This is a genomic window from Agrobacterium sp. SORGH_AS 787, assembly GCF_030819035.1.
In the GTDB taxonomy this organism is placed as follows: domain Bacteria; phylum Pseudomonadota; class Alphaproteobacteria; order Rhizobiales; family Rhizobiaceae; genus Agrobacterium; species Agrobacterium larrymoorei_B.
This window is the reverse complement of the sequence record NZ_JAUTBG010000002.1, coordinates 2,178,725-2,198,272: the sequence shown is the minus strand read 5'-3', so window position 1 is coordinate 2,198,272 and position 19,548 is coordinate 2,178,725. Positions and strand designations below refer to the sequence as shown.

Sequence of the window (19,548 nt, the reverse complement as noted above, 5' to 3'; positions counted from 1 at the left end):
GCGGGATGGTCACACAGGCGATTCCGTATGTCGAGACTTCAGAATATGCTTAGCCTCTCATGACGCGCTACGGCGCAAAGGCTGCGTCCAGAACGCGCAATTGTATGCGCTTTTGACCCTGCCAGTGCTCTGCCCCAAGAGTACCGGCCACATGGATTTGACGCCCGCGGGCTGCCATCAACATCTGTCCGAGAGGCGCATCCGCAGCACGGAAGGCAATACCGTCAAGGCGCGAGCCGTCCAGAGCTTCCAACGTGATCTTGATGTGCGAGGTACCGACGATGCGCACATCACGCAGCCGATGCGCCGGCACGGCGAAAATCGGCTGCGAATGGCCCGACCCATAGGGACCCGCCTGCTCCAACTGGTCAACCAGCGCCAGCGTGGCGCCCGAGGCGCCGATGGCACCGTCAATTTTCAGCACACTGTTCTCGACAAGCTGCGAGACCGTCTTCTGTGCCGCTTCCTCGAAGAAGGTTCGCAAGCGCCCGAGATTGGCGCGTTCCACGGTTAGACCGGCTGCCATGGCGTGGCCCCCGCCCTTGATCAGCAGACCGGAGTCGACGGCATTGCGCACCATGCGCCCCATGTCGAAGCCATTGATGGAGCGCCCGGAGCCCGTGCCTCGTCCTTGCGAGTCGAAGGCAATGGCGAAGGCAGGACGGCGAAATCGGTCCTTGAGCCGCGAAGCGAGAAGGCCGACGATGCCCGGATGCCAATTCTCTCTCGCTGTCACGATAACGCCAGCACCGGAGCCATCGCCATATTCAAAGAGCGCTTCGGCTTCAGCCTCGGCAAGCATCGCCGCCTCCATCGCCTGGCGCTCGCGGTTCAACTCATCCAGCTTTTCCGCAATGACTTCGGCCTGCGTGCTGTCATCCAGTGTCAGAAGACGGCTTCCAAGAGCCGCATCACCGATACGTCCTCCGGCATTGATGCGTGGACCAATCAGGAAGCCGAAATGATAGGGTGTCACCGGACCGCCAAGCCCCGCCTTCTTGAACAGAGCTGCCAGCCCGACATTGTTCATATGCCGCGCAGCAACCAGTCCTTTGACCACATAAGCACGGTTCAAGCCCTTCAGTGGCACGACATCGCAGACCGTCGCGAGCGCCACGATGTCGAGATAGGTTAGAAGGTCGAGCATGAAGGCCTGGCGATTGTGTCTCTCCTTCAGAACCCGGAGCGTTGCCACCAGCACAAGAAACACCACGCCTGCCGCGCAGAGATGCCCCTGCCCCGACAGATCGTCCTCGCGGTTTGGATTGACCAGGGCAACCGCTGGCGGGAGCTCGGTTCCGACCTGGTGGTGGTCGATGACGAGCACATCGGTTCCTGCATCGCGAGCAACGCTCAGCGATTCATGGCTGGTCGAACCGCAATCGACGGTAATGATCAGAGTCGCGCCATTGGCGGCGAGTTGCTGCATGGCGGCGGGGTTCGGGCCGTAGCCTTCGAAGATGCGATCTGGAATATAGATTTCAGGCTCGAGGCCGAAATGATGGAGGAAGCGGTACATGAGCGCCGAGGATGCGGCACCGTCCACGTCATAATCGCCGAAGATGGCGATCTTCTCGCGCTTTTCGATCGCGTCGGCAATGCGCTTTGCGGCGTTCTCGCAATCCGTCAGCGTGTGGGGATCGGGCATCAGCGAGCGGATCGTCGGATCAAGAAAGGCAAGCGCGTCATCCACACCGACATTGCGGCCCGCCAGTACGCGGGCGATCAGTTCCGGGATGCCATGGACCTGGGACATGGCGAGCGCACGGTTCTGCCCGGCCTGATCTAGCCGCGACATCCATCGCTGGTCTGTTGCCGATCGCTCCACCCCGAGGAACGCCCTCGGCACGGCATCGACCGTTTCAATCATTACCATAGTCAGCCCGTACCGCCATTCATGCTCTGTGTAACGGGCTAACGACCGATCCGGTCTTTTTCAAGCAAAAACCGGCCTTTGTGTTTCCTGTTACCACAACGGCAGGAAGATGAAGGCAGAAAGCCCGCACACGATCGCACCGATGAGACAGAAGAGACGCCAGTCGCGCTCTTGACCCGCAGTCTCGAATTCCAAGCTCGGGATATTGTCGTTCGCGCCGACGCGGTGGATTTTGCGGCGGGATATCAGACCCCGCGGATGATCATCTCTGAACAGGATTTTGGATTTCACGGCAGCGCCTCCCTTCGCCTCGGTGAATTCTCACAGGATCATATCATCACAGCCAAAGCTTTTGCAAAGCCTACGCAGGGGTGAAGATGATCTGAAAGCCTATCGCGATCTTTCAGCGTCGCTCATACGCCTTATCTCCTTGTTTCATCGCATGTCGGTATCGCAAAACCGCTGTGCACTTTTGCGCGAGATGCTTTAGCGAGACATATCACCGCCTGGTGATGCGAGCCTCAGAGAAGGCCTTGCGTGACCAACGCCAAAGCCACATAACGTCCCGCCTTGGCGAGGGTTACGATCGCGATGAAGGATGGGAGAGGTTCACGCAGCACGCCTGCGACCACCGTCAAAGGATCGCCCACGACAGGAAGCCAGCTTGCCAGCAAAGACCACCGTCCGTAACGGGCGTACCAGCCTTGCGCTTTCTGGAGTTTGTCAGAGGAAACCGGAAACCAGCGCCGATCACGATAGTGCTCGATGCCTCGGCCCAGATACCAGTTGAGGACGGATCCCAGAACGTTGCCGAGGCTTGCCACCGCGACAAGCAATGGAATGGAGTGGTGGCCTTTCGCTATCAAATAGACCAGGACCGACTCCGATTGAGCAGGGATGAGCGTTGCCGCAAGAAATGCAGAGGCGAAAAGGCTGAGATAGGCTCCGATGTCACCGCTCATCGCGTGGTCGCTGGCATGTCGTCAGAACCACCACGCCGCCTACTGCAGCAGAAAAGCGCGGAAATCGTTGACATTGGTGCCCGTCGGACCGGGTGCAAAAAGATCACCTGCCAGGGAAAAAGCCGACCACGCGTCGTGGCCTGAGAGACAGGAGCGCGCATCGCCCCCGGCGGCACGGATGCGCGCCACGGTTTGTCCGTCACAAAAGGCGCCGGCATTATCTTCCGATCCATCAATCCCGTCCGTGTCCGCTGCAAGCGCGGTTATACCCTCGCTTGCCTGCAAGTCGAGAGCAGCAGAAAGCAGCAGCTCGGAATTGCGACCACCCTTTCCATATGTGCCGTTACCGATCGTCACCGTCGTTTCGCCGCCGGAAAGAAGCACCATGGATTTGCCTACTGACACGCGGGTTGAAAACTCCAGCGCCAAGGCAGCGTGCATTCTGCCGATGTCCTTCGCCTCCCCTTCGATGCAGTCTGAGAGTATAAGTGGTTCCACACCCCGCTCCACTGCAAGCTTCGCAGCCGCTTCCAGAGAGACGCGGGCTGAGGCAATGATATGCACCTCGTGTCCAGTAAATGTTGCATCCGAAGGCTTCGGTATCACCTCTTGGTGAATAAAATCGACGATACTCTGGGGCAGCGCAATTTTGTAGTCGCGGATCGCGCGCAACGCGTCGGAGGCGTCGCCTTCGTCCGACACCGTCGGACCGGAGGCGACGAAGGCGGGATTGTCTCCCGGCACGTCGGAGACGATCAGGCTGACGACACGCGCCGGATGGGCAAGAGCAGCCAACCTCCCCCCCTTGATGCGAGAAAAATGCTTGCGCACCAGATTCATGGCGGAGATCGGCGCGCCGGAAGCGAGCAGCGCCTCGTTAAGCGCAATTTCGTCTGCAAGCGAGAACCCCTCTGGCGGTGCAGGTAGCAGCGCCGAGCCACCGCCGGAGATAAGAGCGATAACCAGATCGTCCTTCGTCAGTCCATGTACGGCTTCGATAAGGGCCTGCGAGGCAGCGAGACCGGCTTCATCGGGGACGGGATGCGCCGACTGCACTATCCTGATGGTCTGACATGGAGCAACCGGCCCGTGGCGCGCCACGACGACGCCCTCGAAAGGATGAGGCCAGGCACGTTCAAAGGCCTCTGCCATCTGGCTTGCCGCTTTACCAGCGCCGATCACGACGGTTCGTCCTTTTGGCCTTTCGGGAAGATTGGCGCAGATCGCTTCATAGGGGTCCGCCGCGCGAACGGCTGCGAAAAACAAATCTTTCAGAAATGCGCGCGGGTCGGCAATCACGACTCTCTCCCAGAGCAAAAGGTTGCAAGCCCATCCACCTTGTCTGCTGCGACTGCAGGCGACAAGGCCGCGTGACCGGAAAAGCGCCCAAGCAGCTTCATTCGTGTGCCCTGATGAAACCACCAGTGCGGTTGAAGCGTTCGATCGGTCACAGCCGTAACTTTTAACAGGCGCGGAGAAGCACCATGGCCAACACAGAAAACCTCGGCCCCGAATATCATCACCACAGCAACAAGAACCGGTTGCGGCACCGCCGCTTCGTATGGTCTCGCCGCAAGTCCAAGCCGTGGGGTCTGACAATCGCTGTCATCGGGACCCTTATCGTGGCGGCCAGCGTCGTTGCAATCACCTATCTGGTGACATCACATCCCGGAATGCCCGAACCTAATCCCGGGATCGAAACCCAGGCGATGCGATAAGCTTACAGCGCTCAATAAACCGGAGCGTTGATAATCGAAACTGGTACGGGGGCCAAAGAGCAGGGATGGGAGACATCGTGGCGGGGATCATAATAACGACGCTTATTTTAATCGTCGGCCTCCTCGCCGCGCTTGTTGCCCTGTCGCGCCGTCAGGAACGAGCCATTACGAAAGTCGCTTCCACAGCGCTTCCCAAGGCCGACGACGCCACGCCGCTTGACCGCCATTGGACCCATATACGTGATAGCGATAACGGCGACAGACTGACGGCACTGGCGCTGGTTCAATCTAACATGGATGCTTTCGCCGTCCGCGTCTCAACCGCTCGGGCTGCCGGCCGTAGCCTCGATCTGATGTACTACATGTGGAATGCGGATCTTACCGGTCGCCTCATGATGCGAGAGGTTCTTGCCGCGGCAGACCGCGGCGTCCGCGTCCGGCTGTTGCTGGACGATCTCGGCGTTACGATGTCGGACAGGATTTTTCACGCCATAGACAGCCATCCCAATATCGAGCTGCGCCTGTTCAACCCGACGAAGGCACGGGAAAACATCTTCCGGCGCGGGATTGAGCTCGTTTTACGCTTCCGCAGCGTCAACAGGCGAATGCACAACAAGGCGTGGATTGCGGATGGAAGGGCGCTGATCACTGGCGGACGCAATATCGGAGACGCCTATTTCGGTGCAGCTGAGGCTGCGAATTTTCGTGACTTCGACGTGCTTGCCCACGGCAAAGCCGTCAGCGACGCGGAAGAGATTTTCGATGATTACTGGAACAGTGCTGTTGCCATCCCGGTGCGTTCCTTGCTGGCCAAACGCCCGAGTAGACTTGCAAGGCTGCGGCGCAAGCTGGATGCGCTCGCCACTGGCGATGCAGCCCGGCCCTATCTTGAAAAGGTCGAGAGCCTTCATCACGATGGCGAGTTCCTGTTGGCGGATAAGCTTCACAAAGTCGCCTCGGCAACCGTCTTGGCAGACCCACCGGAGAAAGCCGCCGGCAAGCGCCGCAGCGGACATAACTATCTGATGGAGAATCTTCTTCCCGTCATGGAAGGCGCAGAAGAAAAGCTCAAGATCACCTCCCCCTATTTTATTCCAGGGCAGAAGGGTGTCGAGACGCTGTCGCGCCTTTCAGCAAATGGCGTGTGCGTATCGGTGCTCACCAACTCACTTGCTGCAACAGATGTTGCCGCAGTGCATGCCGGCTATGCCCGCTACCGCCGTCCTCTGCTGCTGAATGGCGTCAAAATCCATGAATTACGCTCGCTTGCCGACCAGCAAAATTCGCTGTCACTTCGAGGTTCTGGACAGGCGAGCCTGCACACAAAAGCCTTCACCCGTGATGGTGAGACCGGCTTCATCGGATCGCTGAATTTCGATCCGCGCTCCATGTCGCTGAATACAGAGATGGGCGTGCTGTTCAATTCCCCGGAACTGGCGTCTGCAATGGACGAAATTTTCAAGGAGGAAACAAGCCGGGAGATGAGTTTCGAATTGGCGCTCACTCCTAAGAAGCGACTGATCTGGACCGGCCTCGTAAGAGGCAGGCCTCGTCTTTACGCCAACGAGCCCTATGCCAGCCTCTCAAGGCGTGGGGTCGCGCTGATTATGGGTATTCTTCCACTGGAGTCACAGCTTTGAAATGGCAAAGCCGCCCTCGATGTGAGGACGGCTCTCGGTGTTCTAGAGATTAGTGCCCGTCAGGCCGCAGCGGCCTTCTTGCTATTGCCACGGGCCGTCTTGATCTGCACCAGCGTGTCGAGGTTCTGATTCACGCGGCAATAGAACTCTTCCTCAATAAAGGGTCGGAGCATGAAGTCATTGCCACCAGCCTTCAGGAAGCGTGCAGAGAGCAGACGATTGTTCGAAGACGATACACCAATGATGCGCAGTTCGTGCGAGCCACGCATCGTGCGAATGCGACGAGTGAGTTCGAAGCCATCAATATCCGGCATATTATAGTCGGTGACGACCAGGCCGATATCCGGATTGTTGCGAAGAATCTCGAGTGCCTTCGCGCCGCTGTCGGCAAGGCTAACGCGGAAATTGTAGCGTTTCAATCGGCTGGACAACAGGGCACGCGCGGTCGGGCTATCGTCGACGATGAGAACGTGATGACGATGATTGGTCAGGAAGCGGCAGACCGATTCGGTCAGCATGTCGACGGCGAACACATTGTCCTTGAGGATATAATCGACCACCTCCTTGGTGATCAGCTTCTCGCGCGTGTCTTCATGAAAGGTGCTGGTGAAGACGATCGTCGGGATCGACAGATCCACCAGATATTCCAGGGCCTCGCCGCTTTCCGCGCCTGGCAGATTGATGTTCGAGATGGCGAGGGTCACCTCCTCGGTGGAGCGCTCGTAGCACTCTTGTAGCTCCTCGAAATTGCGGCAGACTTCGACCGTCAGTCCAAGCAACTCCTTCAACCGAGCTCCGATCATCTGGGTAAAGACATTTGAATCTTCCGCGAGCAATATTCGTGTATCGTGAAACGGAACGCCCGAATATTGCATACCTGTAATGCCAAGAAAATTCATGTAGTCCCCCAGAGCCAAATCTTGGGGAGACAATAGAAAATTTTATTTTCTGAAAAATTAATGCGAATTTTCACCGATCATCTTGGTTTATAACCGGTGAATTTGGTGAAACCCAGGTGTCGCGCTGAGTTTCCAGCAGCCGCTTAAGCCGCGAATTTCCGCAATACCTCAGACACGATGTTGAGGTCGTATGGCTTGGGGAAGAAAATGCTGCGCGGTGGCAGGGTTTCCTGATCAAGACGATGGTGCCCGGACGTGAGCACGATACCAATTGGCCTGTCTGTCTGGCAAGCGAGATGCGCGAGCTGGACTCCATCCATGCTGCCAGGCATGTCGATATCGGTAAACAGCACGCCGACATCGGGTCGCGTGTGCAGGATTTCCAGTGCTTCGTCGGCTCCACCAGCCTCGATCGCACTGAATCCCGCGTCTTCGACCATATCGACTGCCATCATTCGCAAGAGTGGATCGTCCTCCACGACCAGTACGACATGTTTGGCGAATGGTTGCTTCTGTCCCATCGTTCACGCTACCTGTTGCAGTTGAACCAGAGACGCTGTCATTTCGACCTCTAGTCCTTGATCTAAGTAACGCGTCGATACACCGCCGGTTCCTAACAGCCCCATCGAAATGAGGCGCGAGCCAAAGCCCTTTGATTGCGGCTGGACGACCGGTGGCCCGCTTGTCTCACTCCAGATCAAACGAAAGACGGCATCCTCCCTCTCGCCCTGAACATCCCACGACACCAAGACCCTGCCATGTACAGAGGACAGACTTCCGTACTTTACGGCATTGGTCGTCAGTTCGTGCAAAAGGAGAGACAGAGACAGCGCACCCTTGGGATTGACCGAAATATCGTCACCGCGAATATCGACCTTTTCAGTCATTCCCAGCGTGTCGATGACACGTAGAAGCACCGTGCGGACATCGGCATTCGCCCAGTTGTTGCCAAGCAGAATGTCGTGGGCCGAGCTCAGCGCCTGGAGGCGCTGCTCGAAATTCAGCACCGGGCCCCGGTCCTGAACGGGTCTCAAGGTCTGCTTCGCAAGCGCCTGAACCATGGCAAAGGCGTTCTTCAACCGGTGGCCGATCTCACGGTTCAGCAGGTTCTGTTCGGCTTCGGCACGCAAGCGGCCAATCGCACTCTGGATACGGTCACCAAAACTTCTGACGAAGGCCAGATCGTCATCCATCCATTCGAATAGATCACAGTGGTGAACGAAGACGACCAGGGCGAATTTTCCCTGATCGAAAATCGGAACGTTGACCAGTTGCCGGATTCCAAGCGCCAGCAGTGCGTCAGCCTTGTCCTTGGTTCTCGGATCGGTCGTCACGTCCGAGATGACGACACTCATGCCGCCCTTCAAGTCATCGATATAGGAGCCGTAGTCGCGAAAGTAATGTCTGCCCGCCAGAGATGAGACACCTGGCGCACGCCATTCCGGCTGCATCATCACTGTCTCGCGAACGGGATCAACAACGCCAAAGCCCGCGCGTGTCGCGTCCAGCGCACGCGCCATCAGCTCAGCAGCGGTCAGGGCGATCTCTTCGACGTCGTTCAGATCTCGTAGCCGGTCACCCAGTTCCAAGAGAGTCCGGATTCGTTCGGTCGCCCGTTTTTGCTGTGTGACATCCTGAACCGTACCGAGCAGCTTGATCGGCTTGCCATCCTCATCCCGCTCGAAGGTCGCCTGACGGCACACCCACCGGATGCCGCGAGAGCTGGTGACGATGCGGTACTCGACAGTGGTGACGGCCGAACCATTCTTGCGAGTCTCCTCCGACGACTCGCGCCCACGGTCATCGGGATGGAGCATCTTCTCGAAATCGCGGGCGTGATAGTGACCCATCGGCGGCACGTCGAAAATCCGGCAAAACTCGGCCGAGACCTTGATGTTTCCCGTTTCGATATCGAGTTCGAACGTGCCGATCCGCCCGGCCTCCTGCGCTGTGAGCGCCGTCCGGACGCTATCGCGCATCATCATGTTGATCTGTTTTTGGCGCTCAATAAGTTCGCGCTGACGGTTTGCCGCGCGGCGAAGTTCCAGATGAGCGGAAATCTGTGCGGCGAGAGCCTTCAAAACGGAGCGTTGCTCTGGCGTCAAGCCCTCCGGCCGCGGAACATGGTCAATGACGCAAAGGGCGCCAACAGCCACGCCATCTGCAAGAATTAGTCTTGCGCCAGCGTAGAAACGGATGAAAGGAGCTTTGGTGACCAGAGTGTTGGCCGACGTGCGAGGGTCCTTCGTGAGATCTGGAATAATCAACAGATCGTCAGAATCGAGGGAGTAGCGGCACACGGACTGATCAATTGGCGTCTCGGTCGGAGGAAACCCGACACGGGCCTTGAACCACTGACGCTCTTCCTGCACCAGGCTGATGAGGGAGACTGGCGCATTGCAAATCGTACTGGCAATCTGAACCACATCATCGAAAACGGGCTCAGGCCCGCTGTCGATGATCTGCAACTCCTCAAGAGCCTCCAAACGCTCCACATCGGATGCCGAGAATACGGACACTTCTGGCTCGGAGTCGCGAATTATATGAACCAAGTCCATTCCCCAATTGAATAAAGGGCGTGGCGTCCATCAACTCGCGATTTCCCTCTGGCATCGAGATTAAAAAGGACACTCCCCCGCGCCGCTACAACGCTGGGAAAGAAGATCGGTTCCCGAGCCCGAAAAAAAGTTAGACGGAGCGAGTCAGCCCACCGTCAACCTTGAGGTTTTGCCCCGTAATGTAGCCTGCACCCTCGGAAGCCAAAAAGGCAACGGTGGCGGCGATTTCTTCACTTCTCCCGTAGCGCTGCATCGGTACCATGTCACGGCGCTGTTCGGTTGCCGGGAGGCTGTCGATCCAGCCGGGCAAAACATTGTTCATGCGCACATTGTCCGCGGCGTATGTGTCGGCAAAGATCTTGGTATAGGCCGCCAGCCCGGCTCGAAACACTGCGGATGTCGGAAACATGTCACTCGGCTCGAAAGCCCATGCCGTTGAGATATTGACGATCGCACCACTCTTCTGGGCGACCATGAGAGGCGCGATGATGCGGGTCGGTCGGATGACGTTCATCAGATAGACGTCGAGCCCCGTGTGCCACTGTTCGTCGGTGATTTCGAGGATGGGCGCACGGGGACCGTGTCCGGCGCTGTTGACCAGCACGTCGATGCGACCGAACTTTTCCAGCGTAAGGTCGGCTAGCTTCTGGATATCGTCGTTGGACTGGTTGGAGCCCGTTACCCCCACGCCGCCGAGTTCAGCAGCCAGTGCCTCGCCCTTGCCGGAGGACGATAGGATCGCCACCTTGTAGCCGTCTTGCGCAAAGCGCCTTGCAACCGCCGCACCCATGCCGCTTCCACCTGCCGTCACGACTGCCACTTTATCCATCGTCATCGCCTCATTTCGCTCCGCTTATCCGTCAATCCTGTTTCAGCCATCCGGCTATGCGTCCGACCGCCTCGGCAATATCCGAAACCGAACCCGCATAGGAAAACCGCATGGCACGATGCCCTTCCAGAGGATCGAAATCCAGCCCCGGTGTGGCGGCCACATCGATTTCTGCGAGCATACGCTTGGCGAATTCCATACTGTCGTTGGAATAACGGCTGGTATCGACATAGGCGTAAAAGGCGCCATCCATGGGCGAGGCCAGCGGCAGGCCGAGTTCCGGCAGACGGCTCATCAGAAAATCGCGGTTGGTGCGATAGCTTTCCTTGTAGATGTCCAGCTCTTCGGGCGCGGAAAATGCAGCCGCTGCCGCAAGTTGGGATAGTTCGGGCGCCGAGATATACATGCTTTGCGCCAGACACTCGACAGGCCGAATGAGCTCTTCCGGCAGGACCATCCAGCCGACCCGCCAGCCCGTCATGCAATAGTATTTGGAGAACGAGTTGATGACGATGGCCTTGTCGGTGACTTCAACCGCACTGGTTTCATCGCCGACGAAGGTCAGGCCGTGATAGATCTCATCTGAAATGAACGCGATATCGCGGCTGTCGCAATAGGTCGCTAGCCGCTTTAGCGCGTCTCTGCCGGTGACTGTACCGGTCGGGTTGGCGGGGCTTGCAAGCAGCACGCCCTTGAGCTTACAGCCCGCCTTAGTCTCTGCCCGCTCCAGACTGGCCGGCGTCAGCGTGTATCCCGTTTCTGCCGTGACCGGCACTTCCACCACATTCAGCCCAAGCGCCTTCAAGATGTTGCGGTAGGCGGGATAGCCGGGTCTCGCGATTGCAACCGCATCACCGGCATCGAACAAGGCCAGGAAGGCAAGATTGAAGGCTGCTGAAGAGCCGGTCGTCACAGCGATACGGGCGGGATCGATGATTGCCTGGTGGCGCAGCCGGTAATGGGCGGAAATTGCCTCTCGCAACTCGCGAAGACCGAGCGCATCCGTATAGCCGATACGGCCATGCTTCAACGCGGCTTCGGCCGCCTCCAGCGACGCCTTCGGCGCTGGATGGGAAGGCTGCCCCACGGCCATGGAAATGACGGGACGCCCCGCCTGTCTTCGCCGGTTGGCCTCCGCCAAGATATCCATGGCATGAAAAGGCTCAACGGCGCTTCGCTTGGACAGTGTTATCAAGGGCATGGTCTTTCTGTATGCTACTGCCTTGGCCCGAAAATCGGAATCGATTTTCGGAAAGTATGATGCGTAGACTTAAAAGTAGATAGAGCGCCTGTTTCGCGTCCAAAATGACGCCCCGGCGCTCTATGACGGAGATTTGCCGCATTGTTGCGCTCTTCACAATGACGAGAGAGCAACGAACGCGATTTATTTGCGATATGGCAATTCCTTTAAATTAAGGTAATTGCCTGCGAGATGAAACCACGACCAACCCAGTGAGGACCGACATGGCACTTTCCATCCGATCAGCAACACTTGCCTGTGTCACGGCCCTTTCCACCCTTGGCGCGAGTCTCCCCGCTCATGCGCTGGATGCCGACCAGAAGAAGGAGATCGGCGCCTTCATCAAGGAATATCTGGTCGAAAATCCTGAAATCATGCTTGAGGTCCAGGATGCCCTGGAGAAGAAGCAATATGCAGCCCGCAATACCAAAGCGGCGGAAGCTGTCGCCGACAATACCAAGGCCATTTTCGATTCCAAATACGATCTCGCGATCGGCAATCCTGACGGCGATGTGACGCTGGTCGAGTTTTTCGATTACAATTGCGGGTACTGCAAGCGCGCCATGGCCGACATGGACAATATCCTCAAAGAGGACAAGAATGTCCGTGTCGTGCTGAAGGAGTTCCCGATCCTCGGACCGGAATCGGTCGAGGCGCACAAGGTTTCCAATGCAGTAAAGCTGCTTGCGCCAAAGAAGTATGCGGAATTCCAGCGTACGCTGCTCGGTAGCCGCGGACGCGCCAATGAGGCCAAGGCGATGGATGTTGCAACATCGCTCGGGCTGAAGGAAGCCGACATCCGCAAATCAATGGCAGAGAACCCGAATGATGCGCAGGTTCAGGAAGCCTACACCCTTGCCAGCAATCTCGGCATTTCCGGTACGCCTTCCTACGTGATCGGCAACGAAGCGGTCTTCGGTGCTGTCGGTGCCGAGCCATTGAAGGAAAAGATCGCCAATATGCGTAGTTGCGGCAAGGCAAGCTGCTCCTAAGAGACACGCTCCGGCCTGTCTGAAAGCCCAAAAGCCACTGAATAACTTCGACTTACGCTGCCCCCGGCCCTCTTTCCAGGCTCCGGGGGCTTTTCCTTAACGGTCGCGCAGTCTATAGGTGGCGCTGATTTTTGACGGAACCGCGAATGAGCAACACGATCTTCGTCCTGAACGGCCCCAATCTCAATATGCTGGGAAAGCGGGAGCCGGGCATTTACGGCGGCAAGACGCTGAAGGATATCGAAAACGACTGCGTGGTGGCTGGTGAAGGGCTTGGCTTTTCGGTCGAGTGCCATCAGTCCAATCATGAAGGCGTTCTTGTGGATCTGTTGCATGAGGCGGGCGAACGCGCCGCCGGTGTCGTCATCAATCCCGGTGCCTATGGCCATACATCGATTGCTCTGCATGATGCCATTCGCGCCATTTCCGTTCCCGTCGTGGAAGTTCACATTTCCAACATCCACGCCCGCGAAGAATTCCGCCACAAATCGATGATAGCGCCCGCTGCAAAAGGCATGGTCTGCGGCTTCGGGCCTTACGGCTACATCATGGCGCTCAACGCCTTGAAGAACATCACGGCATAAAAAGAAACAATCAGAATAGGGTTTGTCATGTCTGAAAAGAAAAACGGTATCGACAAGGAACTGATCCGCGACCTCGCGAACATCCTCAACGACACCGATCTTTCCGAGATCGAAGTCGAGCAGGACGATCTGCGCATCCGCGTTTCCCGCTCCGCGCCGCCTGCAACCGTCTATGCCGCAGCTCCCCAGTATGCACCGGCACCTGCTGCAGCACCTGCGGCCCCCGCAGCAGCACCTGCTGCCGCCGCCCCTGCTGCACCTACGCGCAACCCGGCAAACACCGTCACCTCCCCGATGGTCGGCACGGTTTATCTGTCGCCAGCACCCGGCGCCCGCCCCTTCGTCGAAGTCGGCGCGACCGTCAAGGAAGGCCAGACCATTCTCATCGTCGAAGCCATGAAGACCATGAACCAGATCCCGGCTCCGAAGTCCGGCAAGGTGACGGAAATCATCGTCAATGACGCACAGCCCGTGGAGTATGGTGAAGCCCTCGTGGTCATCGAATAAGGGCTGCTTACATGGTTTCCAAAATCCTCATTGCCAACCGCGGCGAAATCGCCCTTCGCGTGCTTCGCGCCGCCAAGGAACTCGGTATCCCGACGGTTGCCGTTCACTCCACGGCTGACGCGGACGCCATGCATGTGCGCCTCGCTGACGAGAGCGTGTGCATCGGCCCGCCCCCATCGCGCGACAGCTACCTCAACATCCATCAGATCGTTGCGGCTTGCGAAATCACCGGCGCGGACGCGGTTCACCCTGGCTACGGCTTCCTTTCGGAAAACGCCAAGTTTGCCGATATTCTCGACGCACACGGCATCACCTTCATCGGGCCGACCGCCGAGCATATCCGCATCATGGGTGACAAGATCACCGCCAAGCAGACAGCCCAGGAACTCGGCATCCCGGTCGTTCCCGGCTCCGATGGCGAGGTAAAGCCTGAAAACGCGATGGAAATCGCCCGTTCGATCGGTTTCCCGGTTCTGATCAAGGCGACGGCAGGTGGCGGTGGTCGCGGCATGAAGGTTGCCAAGACCGAAGCCGACCTTGACGAGGCGGTTTCGACCGCGCGTTCCGAAGCGCTTGCCGCTTTCGGCAACGACGCTGTTTACATGGAGAAGTATCTCGGCAAGCCGCGCCATATCGAGGTGCAGGTCTTTGGCGATGGCGAAGGCAATGCCGTCCACCTCGGTGAGCGCGATTGCTCGCTGCAGCGGCGTCACCAGAAGGTGCTGGAAGAGGCCAATTCCCCTGCCCTCACCGTCGAGCAGCGCATGGAGATCGGCGAGATTTGTGCAAGCGCGATGCGCAAGCTCAAGTATCGCGGTGCTGGCACCATCGAGTTTCTGTATGAAAACGGCGAGTTCTATTTCATCGAAATGAACACCCGTCTCCAGGTGGAGCATCCGGTTACGGAAGCGATCACCGGCATGGACCTCGTGCAGGAGCAGATTCGCGTTGCCTCCGGCCAGGGCCTTTCCGTTACGCAGGCCGATATCGAATTCCATGGCCACGCCATCGAATGCCGTATCAATGCCGAAGACCCGCGGACCTTCGTACCATCTCCCGGCACACTGACCTATTTCCATACGCCCGGCGGTCTTGGTGTGCGCGTGGATTCGGGTGCCTATCAGGGCTACAAGATCCCGCCATACTACGACAGCATGATCGGTAAGCTCATCGTCCACGGTCGCGACCGTGACGAGTGCATTCGCCGCCTGCGCCGTGCACTCGACGAGTTCGTCGTCGACGGCATCAAGACGACGCTTCCGCTGTTCCAGGATCTGCTTCAGAACGAAGACATCCTGAAGGGCGAATACGACATTCACTGGCTGGAAAAATATCTGGCCGGCGACGCGCACTAAGGAATGGGGCGGCGCAGCAGAGATAGCGATATCACTGTCGACATGCTGCTGCGCGCCTATTCCATCGGCCTCTTCCCCATGGCCGAAGCGGCTGACGACCCGGAGTTATTCTGGGTCGAGCCGGAACTGAGGGGCATCATCCCCCTCGATGATTTTCACGTTTCGAAAAGTCTCGCCAAAGCGATTCGAAAGAAGCCTTTCGACATCCGCTTCGATACGGCCTTCAGTGCCGTCATGGCGGGTTGCGCGGCGCAAGCGCCGGACCGCCCGAATACCTGGATCAACGAGACGATTCGGAAGCTCTATACCGAACTGCATGAGATCGGCCACGCGCACAGTGTGGAGGCCTGGGAGGGTGATGAACTGGTCGGCGGTCTTTACGGCGTATCGCTGGGGGCCGCATTCTTCGGCGAGAGCATGTTCTCTCGCCGCACCAACGCCTCGAAAATCTGCCTCGTTCATCTAGTGGAGAGACTGCGCGCACAAGGCTTCATGCTTCTCGATACCCAGTTCACCACCGATCATCTCAAAACCTTTGGCGCGATTGACGTGCCGAAGGACGAGTATGCGAAAATGCTGGACCGCGCAGTGAACCAGCCGGATCTCAAATTTTAGATTTTGCGGAACGCCGACTTCTGAGAAGCCTCACGCTCACTTGCTCGCCGTCGATGGCGGCGGGACGTCTGAGTCCTGCTTGCAGCCCGTGAGCCAGACATCATAGATCGGATGCTCGACAGCGTTGAGACCGGGGCTATCGGCGAACATCCAGCCGGTGAAGATGCGGCGGATCTTGCGGTCGAGAGTGATTTCATCCACTTCGACGAAGGAATCGATCTTCTGCGCCTCGGTGTCGTCGCGCGAATAGCAGACTTTGGGAGTGACCTGCAGCGCACCGAACTGGACCGTCTCGTTGATATAGACGTCAAATGAGGTGATGCGGCCGGTGATCTTGTCGATACCGGAGAAGACGGCGACCTTGTTTTCAAGGCGGGCGGCGGAAGCCGGAGACACGAGACCCACTGCCGGAAGAAGCGCCAGAAGCGAAACCGCCAGTGCACGCAAAGATACATCCCGCGTGAATGTTCTCATATCAAACCGTCTCCAGAAATCTGCCCCGCTTATCGAAGCGCCCATCACGCCTAAAGATCGAATGTGGCAAAAGCGGGTGGCGGCCATGATGAAATGCCCGCCCTTTTTCGCCCCGATGCGCACGGGGCCTTGGGTGAAGTTGATCAGCCGCCAGGCGTCCAGGCGTCGTAGTCGCCGGTGACGCGCGGGCGTTCACCTGGAACAGCGATCGATCCCTTAGGACGGTAAGCCTGAGCGGAACCGGTCAGGTTTGGCTGGTGCTGCTTCTGCCAGTCGCGTGCGACATAGCTTTCCTTGCTCGGTGGCGTATCGGTGCGGTAATGCATCCAGCCGTGCCAGCCGGGCGGGATTGCCGACGCTTCCGCGTAGCCGTTGTAAATCACCCAACGGCGCGGCATGCCCCAGGAGGTGGTGCCACCTTCGTAATAGGTGTTGCCAAACTCATCCTGCCCCACCTTCTTGCCGAAGCGCCACGTATGGAAGCGCGTTCCAATCGTCTGGCCGTTCCACCAGGTGAAGATTTGCAGCAGAAGAGTCTTCATTATCCGTTCCTCGGGCTTTTCACATGCGTTGCTTTCGCACTCGCACGGCCACAAGCTTATGACGTTCTCACCAACGATTGTCCAGCTTTTCCAACGTCACGACGATTATTTCAGCTTCAGCCGGAAGCCGAAATGGCGCTTCTCGAAGCCCAGCCTTTCATAGAAGCGGTGGGCGTCGATGCGCGCCATTTTGGAGGTGAGCTGAACGCCAGCAAGGCCACGCTTTTCAGCCTCTGCGATACAGTATCGGATCATCGTCGCGCCGATGCCGCGACCGCGCATATCTTCCCTGGTCTGCACCCCTTCCACCACCATCCACACCGCACCACGCCCGGCGAGCTTGGTGAGAATCACCGTCTGGAAGGTGCCGATCACCTGGCCTTCGAACTCAGCGACGTAGAGTGTTTCGAGGGGTGACATGGCGATCGCCCTGAAGGCCGCGAGATAGTCGGGCATCGCTGCTTCATCGGTGGTGTCGCCATGCCCACCCACATCATCGGCGGCAAACATCGCAGCGATTGCTGCAACATCCTCTTCGCGCGCTTTACGAATGATCAGACCATCCATTCTCTTACCGCCTCAAGCTCTTTTCCATCACGATTCCCGGCATCCCCTCGACGCCTGCCATGCGCTCGATTCGGTCCACCTCGGAGAAGCCGACGCCTTCATAGAAGGCGATTGCGACAGTATTTTTAGGCTCGACCTCAAGCCGCATGATTTCCGCGTCGGGAAAGCAGGTTTCCAGCTCGGCGAACAGATCACGCCCGACGCCCTGACGTTGGAACTGCGGATCGACATAAAGCTGATAGAGCAACGCAGTTTTCGCCATGCTGGTGGACATGACGGCATAGGCCATGCCACCGATGCGCTTGCCATCATCGGCCACGAGAAACTCGCCGCCCTTTTTCTCGACGCGCTCCTTCAAGGCCGCTGGCGTGTGCCACAGGGCGATCATGTCATCGACCTTGTCCGTGCCATAGATCGGATCATAGGTGGCGTGCCAGGTCTTCATCAGCAAAGATCGGACCGGTTCAATATCCCGCTCACCAGCGGTGCGAATGAAGAACACCATATTACTCCCATCAAAATAGAAAAGCCGGGAGCGATCCCGGCATTGCTAATGTCGTCTCGACGTTCCCAGCGCCTGGCACGAGGACGACGGAGGAAAGCGCCGGCGTCCCACAGCGAGAGGCCGGACGCCGACTTACTCCTCGATACCGAGCTTGGCTTTCACCAGTTCCTGGACGGCCTGCGGATTTGCCTTGCCGCCTGTTGCTTTCATCACCTGGCCGACGAACCAGCCGGCAAGTGTAGGCTTTGCCTTGACCTTTTCCACCTGATCTGGATTCGCAGCGATGATTTCGTCTACAGCCTTTTCGATGGCGCCGGTGTCGGTCACCTGCTTCATACCGCGGCTTTCAACGATCTCTGCCGGGTTACCACCCTCGTTCCAGACGATCTCGAACAGATCCTTGGCAATCTTGCCGGAGATCGTGCCAGCCTTGATAAGGTCGATGATGCCGCCAAGCTGGTCGGGCGAAACAGGCGTTTCCTCAATCGACTTGCTGGACTTGTTCAGCGCGCCGAGGAGATCGTTGATCACCCAGTTGGCAGCCGCCTTCGGATCACGGCCAGCGGCCACAGCTTCGTAATAATCGGCGATTGCCTTTTCCGACACCAGGATCGAGGCATCATAGACGGAGAGGCCGAGTTCGGCCACGAAACGCGCCTTCTTGTCGTCTGGCAGTTCCGGCAGACCAACCTTCAGGCTTTCTACGAAGGCATCGTCAAATTCCAGCGGCAGCAAATCTGGATCGGGGAAGTAGCGATAGTCATGCGCATCTTCCTTGGAGCGCATGGAGCGCGTCTCGCCCTTGCCCGGATCGAAAAGGCGGGTTTCCTGATCGATAACACCGCCATCTTCGAGAATGGCGATCTGGCGACGGGCTTCATATTCGATGGCCTGGCCAACAAAGCGGATAGAGTTGACGTTCTTGATCTCGCAACGCGTGCCAAAACCTTCGCCCGGGCGACGTACCGAAACGTTGACGTCGGCGCGCATGGAGCCTTCGTCCATATTGCCATCACAGGTACCGAGATAGCGAACGATGGAGCGCAGCTTGGTCAGATAGGCTTTTGCCTCATCGGACGAGCGCATATCCGGCTTGGAGACGATCTCCATCAACGCAACACCAGAACGGTTCAGGTCAACGAAGGACATGGTCGGATGCTGGTCGTGCATCGACTTGCCGGCGTCCTGCTCGAGATGCAGACGTTCGATGCCGATCTCGATATCCTCAAAATTGCCCTGACGGTCAGGACCGAGCGAAATCGTGATGGTGCCCTCGCCGACGATCGGATCCTTGAACTGCGAGATCTGATAGCCCTGCGGGAGGTCGGGATAAAAGTAGTTCTTGCGGTCGAAGATAGAGCGATTGTTGATCTTGGCCTTAAGACCAAGGCCGGTACGAACCGCCTGCGCCACGCATTCTTCGTTGATGACCGGCAGCATGCCAGGCATGGCCGCATCGACCAACGACACGTTGGAATTGGGCGCATTGCCAAAGGTGGTGGAAGCGCCAGAGAAGAGCTTCGAATTGGACAGAACCTGCGCGTGGACCTCCATGCCGATGACGATTTCCCAGTCGCCGGTGGCGCCGGGGATAAAACGCTTCGGGTCGGGTGTGCGAACGTCTACAAGGGTCATATCAAGCTCATAAGATACGGAATTTCTATCCGTGGTGAGGTAGAGCAATT

The 19,548-nt window shown here is 58.0% G+C and carries 21 protein-coding genes; 7 read left to right on the top strand and 14 right to left on the bottom strand.

Translation table 11 applies throughout. The features are described 5' to 3' along the window. Positions 1 to 67: 67 nt before the first annotated feature. The 4 genes from recJ to QE435_RS19915 form a co-directional block, all read right to left on the bottom strand. On the bottom strand, positions 68 to 1,870 hold the full coding sequence (recJ, locus tag QE435_RS19930) for a single-stranded-DNA-specific exonuclease RecJ (protein ID WP_349042918.1): 1,803 nt from the start codon (positions 1,868 to 1,870) through the stop codon (positions 68 to 70). Positions 1,871 to 1,966: 96 nt separating this feature from the next. Then, positions 1,967 to 2,167, bottom strand: coding sequence for a hypothetical protein (locus tag QE435_RS19925; protein ID WP_306932383.1), 201 nt, complete (start codon positions 2,165 to 2,167; stop codon positions 1,967 to 1,969). 230 nt (positions 2,168 to 2,397) lie between these two features. Then, complete coding sequence (locus QE435_RS19920; protein ID WP_349042427.1) at positions 2,398 to 2,838, bottom strand: YqaA family protein; 441 nt, start codon at positions 2,836 to 2,838, stop codon at positions 2,398 to 2,400. Between the two features lie 39 nt (positions 2,839 to 2,877). Beyond that, complete coding sequence (locus tag QE435_RS19915) at positions 2,878 to 4,137, bottom strand: glycerate kinase (protein ID WP_349042426.1); 1,260 nt, start codon at positions 4,135 to 4,137, stop codon at positions 2,878 to 2,880. 185 nt (positions 4,138 to 4,322) lie between these two features. On the opposite strand from QE435_RS19915, the gene QE435_RS19910 reads away from it, so the two are divergent. After that, positions 4,323 to 4,556, top strand: a complete 234-nt coding sequence (locus QE435_RS19910; protein ID WP_306932377.1) for a hypothetical protein — start codon at positions 4,323 to 4,325, stop codon at positions 4,554 to 4,556. A 65-nt stretch (positions 4,557 to 4,621) separates the two neighbouring features. Beyond that, complete coding sequence (locus QE435_RS19905) at positions 4,622 to 6,196, top strand: phospholipase D family protein (RefSeq protein WP_306932375.1); 1,575 nt, start codon at positions 4,622 to 4,624, stop codon at positions 6,194 to 6,196. A 59-nt stretch (positions 6,197 to 6,255) separates the two neighbouring features. On the opposite strand, the gene QE435_RS19900 is transcribed toward QE435_RS19905, so the two are convergent. From QE435_RS19900 to QE435_RS19880, 5 genes are all read right to left on the bottom strand, one after another. Then, on the bottom strand, positions 6,256 to 7,095 hold the full coding sequence (locus QE435_RS19900; protein WP_306932373.1) for a response regulator: 840 nt from the start codon (positions 7,093 to 7,095) through the stop codon (positions 6,256 to 6,258). A 143-nt stretch (positions 7,096 to 7,238) separates the two neighbouring features. Next, positions 7,239 to 7,616, bottom strand: a complete 378-nt coding sequence (locus tag QE435_RS19895) for a response regulator (protein WP_309770924.1) — start codon at positions 7,614 to 7,616, stop codon at positions 7,239 to 7,241. A gap of 3 nt (positions 7,617 to 7,619) precedes the next feature. Further along, the gene (locus QE435_RS19890; RefSeq protein ID WP_349042425.1) at positions 7,620 to 9,647 is read right to left on the bottom strand and encodes a GAF domain-containing protein; all 2,028 of its coding nucleotides are present in this window, start codon (positions 9,645 to 9,647) and stop codon (positions 7,620 to 7,622) included. Between the two features lie 136 nt (positions 9,648 to 9,783). After that, entirely contained in the window at positions 9,784 to 10,488 is a 705-nt protein-coding gene (locus QE435_RS19885; RefSeq protein WP_349042424.1) for an SDR family oxidoreductase, read from the bottom strand. A 25-nt stretch (positions 10,489 to 10,513) separates the two neighbouring features. After that, complete coding sequence (locus QE435_RS19880) at positions 10,514 to 11,677, bottom strand: aminotransferase class I/II-fold pyridoxal phosphate-dependent enzyme (protein ID WP_349042917.1); 1,164 nt, start codon at positions 11,675 to 11,677, stop codon at positions 10,514 to 10,516. Positions 11,678 to 11,946: 269 nt separating this feature from the next. Between QE435_RS19880 and QE435_RS19875 the strand changes: the two genes are divergently transcribed. The 5 genes from QE435_RS19875 (at position 11,947) to aat (ending at position 15,775) form a co-directional block, all read left to right on the top strand. Continuing rightward, positions 11,947 to 12,714 (top strand): DsbA family protein, encoded by a 768-nt coding sequence (locus tag QE435_RS19875; protein ID WP_349042423.1) that lies wholly within the window; start codon positions 11,947 to 11,949, stop codon positions 12,712 to 12,714. A 146-nt stretch (positions 12,715 to 12,860) separates the two neighbouring features. Beyond that, positions 12,861 to 13,298 carry a type II 3-dehydroquinate dehydratase gene (aroQ, locus tag QE435_RS19870; RefSeq protein WP_349042422.1) on the top strand — a complete coding sequence of 146 codons (438 nt, stop codon included), beginning with the start codon at positions 12,861 to 12,863 and terminating at the stop codon, positions 13,296 to 13,298. 27 nt (positions 13,299 to 13,325) lie between these two features. Then, complete coding sequence (gene accB, locus QE435_RS19865; RefSeq protein ID WP_349042421.1) at positions 13,326 to 13,805, top strand: acetyl-CoA carboxylase biotin carboxyl carrier protein; 480 nt, start codon at positions 13,326 to 13,328, stop codon at positions 13,803 to 13,805. A gap of 11 nt (positions 13,806 to 13,816) precedes the next feature. After that, positions 13,817 to 15,160, top strand: coding sequence for an acetyl-CoA carboxylase biotin carboxylase subunit (gene accC, locus QE435_RS19860; RefSeq protein ID WP_306932358.1), 1,344 nt, complete (start codon positions 13,817 to 13,819; stop codon positions 15,158 to 15,160). A gap of 3 nt (positions 15,161 to 15,163) precedes the next feature. Then, on the top strand, positions 15,164 to 15,775 hold the full coding sequence (gene aat / locus QE435_RS19855) for a leucyl/phenylalanyl-tRNA--protein transferase (RefSeq protein WP_349042420.1): 612 nt from the start codon (positions 15,164 to 15,166) through the stop codon (positions 15,773 to 15,775). 36 nt (positions 15,776 to 15,811) lie between these two features. Here aat and QE435_RS19850 read toward each other — a convergent pair whose 3' ends face one another. The 5 genes from QE435_RS19850 to gatB all read right to left on the bottom strand — a co-directional run bounded on the left by QE435_RS19850 (position 15,812) and on the right by gatB (position 19,498). Beyond that, positions 15,812 to 16,249 carry a DUF2155 domain-containing protein gene (locus QE435_RS19850; protein ID WP_062425495.1) on the bottom strand — a complete coding sequence of 146 codons (438 nt, stop codon included), beginning with the start codon at positions 16,247 to 16,249 and terminating at the stop codon, positions 15,812 to 15,814. Between the two features lie 143 nt (positions 16,250 to 16,392). Further along, positions 16,393 to 16,791, bottom strand: a complete 399-nt coding sequence (locus QE435_RS19845) for an NADH:ubiquinone oxidoreductase subunit NDUFA12 (protein WP_306932353.1) — start codon at positions 16,789 to 16,791, stop codon at positions 16,393 to 16,395. Positions 16,792 to 16,896: 105 nt separating this feature from the next. After that, positions 16,897 to 17,358 (bottom strand): GNAT family N-acetyltransferase, encoded by a 462-nt coding sequence (locus tag QE435_RS19840; protein WP_349042419.1) that lies wholly within the window; start codon positions 17,356 to 17,358, stop codon positions 16,897 to 16,899. Positions 17,359 to 17,362: 4 nt separating this feature from the next. Continuing rightward, positions 17,363 to 17,860 (bottom strand): GNAT family N-acetyltransferase, encoded by a 498-nt coding sequence (locus tag QE435_RS19835; protein WP_309772989.1) that lies wholly within the window; start codon positions 17,858 to 17,860, stop codon positions 17,363 to 17,365. A 135-nt stretch (positions 17,861 to 17,995) separates the two neighbouring features. Further along, positions 17,996 to 19,498 carry an Asp-tRNA(Asn)/Glu-tRNA(Gln) amidotransferase subunit GatB gene (gene gatB, locus QE435_RS19830; protein WP_062426125.1) on the bottom strand — a complete coding sequence of 501 codons (1,503 nt, stop codon included), beginning with the start codon at positions 19,496 to 19,498 and terminating at the stop codon, positions 17,996 to 17,998. Between the last annotated feature and the right edge of the window lie 50 nt (positions 19,499 to 19,548).

Bases quoted from the DNA above. Each gene is read 5' to 3' on its own strand.
- QE435_RS19845 (WP_306932353.1), bottom strand. From the start codon at position 16,791: ATGAAGACTCTTCTGCTGCAAATCTTCACCTGGTGGAACGGCCAGACG.
- QE435_RS19885 (WP_349042424.1), bottom strand. From the start codon at position 10,488: ATGACGATGGATAAAGTGGCAGTCGTGACGGCAGGTGGAAGCGGCATG.
- gatB (WP_062426125.1), bottom strand. From the start codon at position 19,498: ATGACCCTTGTAGACGTTCGCACACCCGACCCGAAGCGTTTTATCCCC.
- aat (WP_349042420.1), top strand. From the start codon at position 15,164: ATGGGGCGGCGCAGCAGAGATAGCGATATCACTGTCGACATGCTGCTG.
- aroQ (WP_349042422.1), top strand. From the start codon at position 12,861: ATGAGCAACACGATCTTCGTCCTGAACGGCCCCAATCTCAATATGCTG.
- accB (WP_349042421.1), top strand. From the start codon at position 13,326: ATGTCTGAAAAGAAAAACGGTATCGACAAGGAACTGATCCGCGACCTC.
- QE435_RS19895 (WP_309770924.1), bottom strand. From the start codon at position 7,616: ATGGGACAGAAGCAACCATTCGCCAAACATGTCGTACTGGTCGTGGAG.
- QE435_RS19850 (WP_062425495.1), bottom strand. From the start codon at position 16,249: ATGAGAACATTCACGCGGGATGTATCTTTGCGTGCACTGGCGGTTTCG.
- accC (WP_306932358.1), top strand. From the start codon at position 13,817: ATGGTTTCCAAAATCCTCATTGCCAACCGCGGCGAAATCGCCCTTCGC.
- QE435_RS19920 (WP_349042427.1), bottom strand. From the start codon at position 2,838: ATGAGCGGTGACATCGGAGCCTATCTCAGCCTTTTCGCCTCTGCATTT.
- recJ (WP_349042918.1), bottom strand. From the start codon at position 1,870: ATGATTGAAACGGTCGATGCCGTGCCGAGGGCGTTCCTCGGGGTGGAG.
- QE435_RS19875 (WP_349042423.1), top strand. From the start codon at position 11,947: ATGGCACTTTCCATCCGATCAGCAACACTTGCCTGTGTCACGGCCCTT.
- QE435_RS19905 (WP_306932375.1), top strand. From the start codon at position 4,622: ATGGGAGACATCGTGGCGGGGATCATAATAACGACGCTTATTTTAATC.
- QE435_RS19840 (WP_349042419.1), bottom strand. From the start codon at position 17,358: ATGGATGGTCTGATCATTCGTAAAGCGCGCGAAGAGGATGTTGCAGCA.
- QE435_RS19910 (WP_306932377.1), top strand. From the start codon at position 4,323: ATGGCCAACACAGAAAACCTCGGCCCCGAATATCATCACCACAGCAAC.
- QE435_RS19900 (WP_306932373.1), bottom strand. From the start codon at position 7,095: ATGAATTTTCTTGGCATTACAGGTATGCAATATTCGGGCGTTCCGTTT.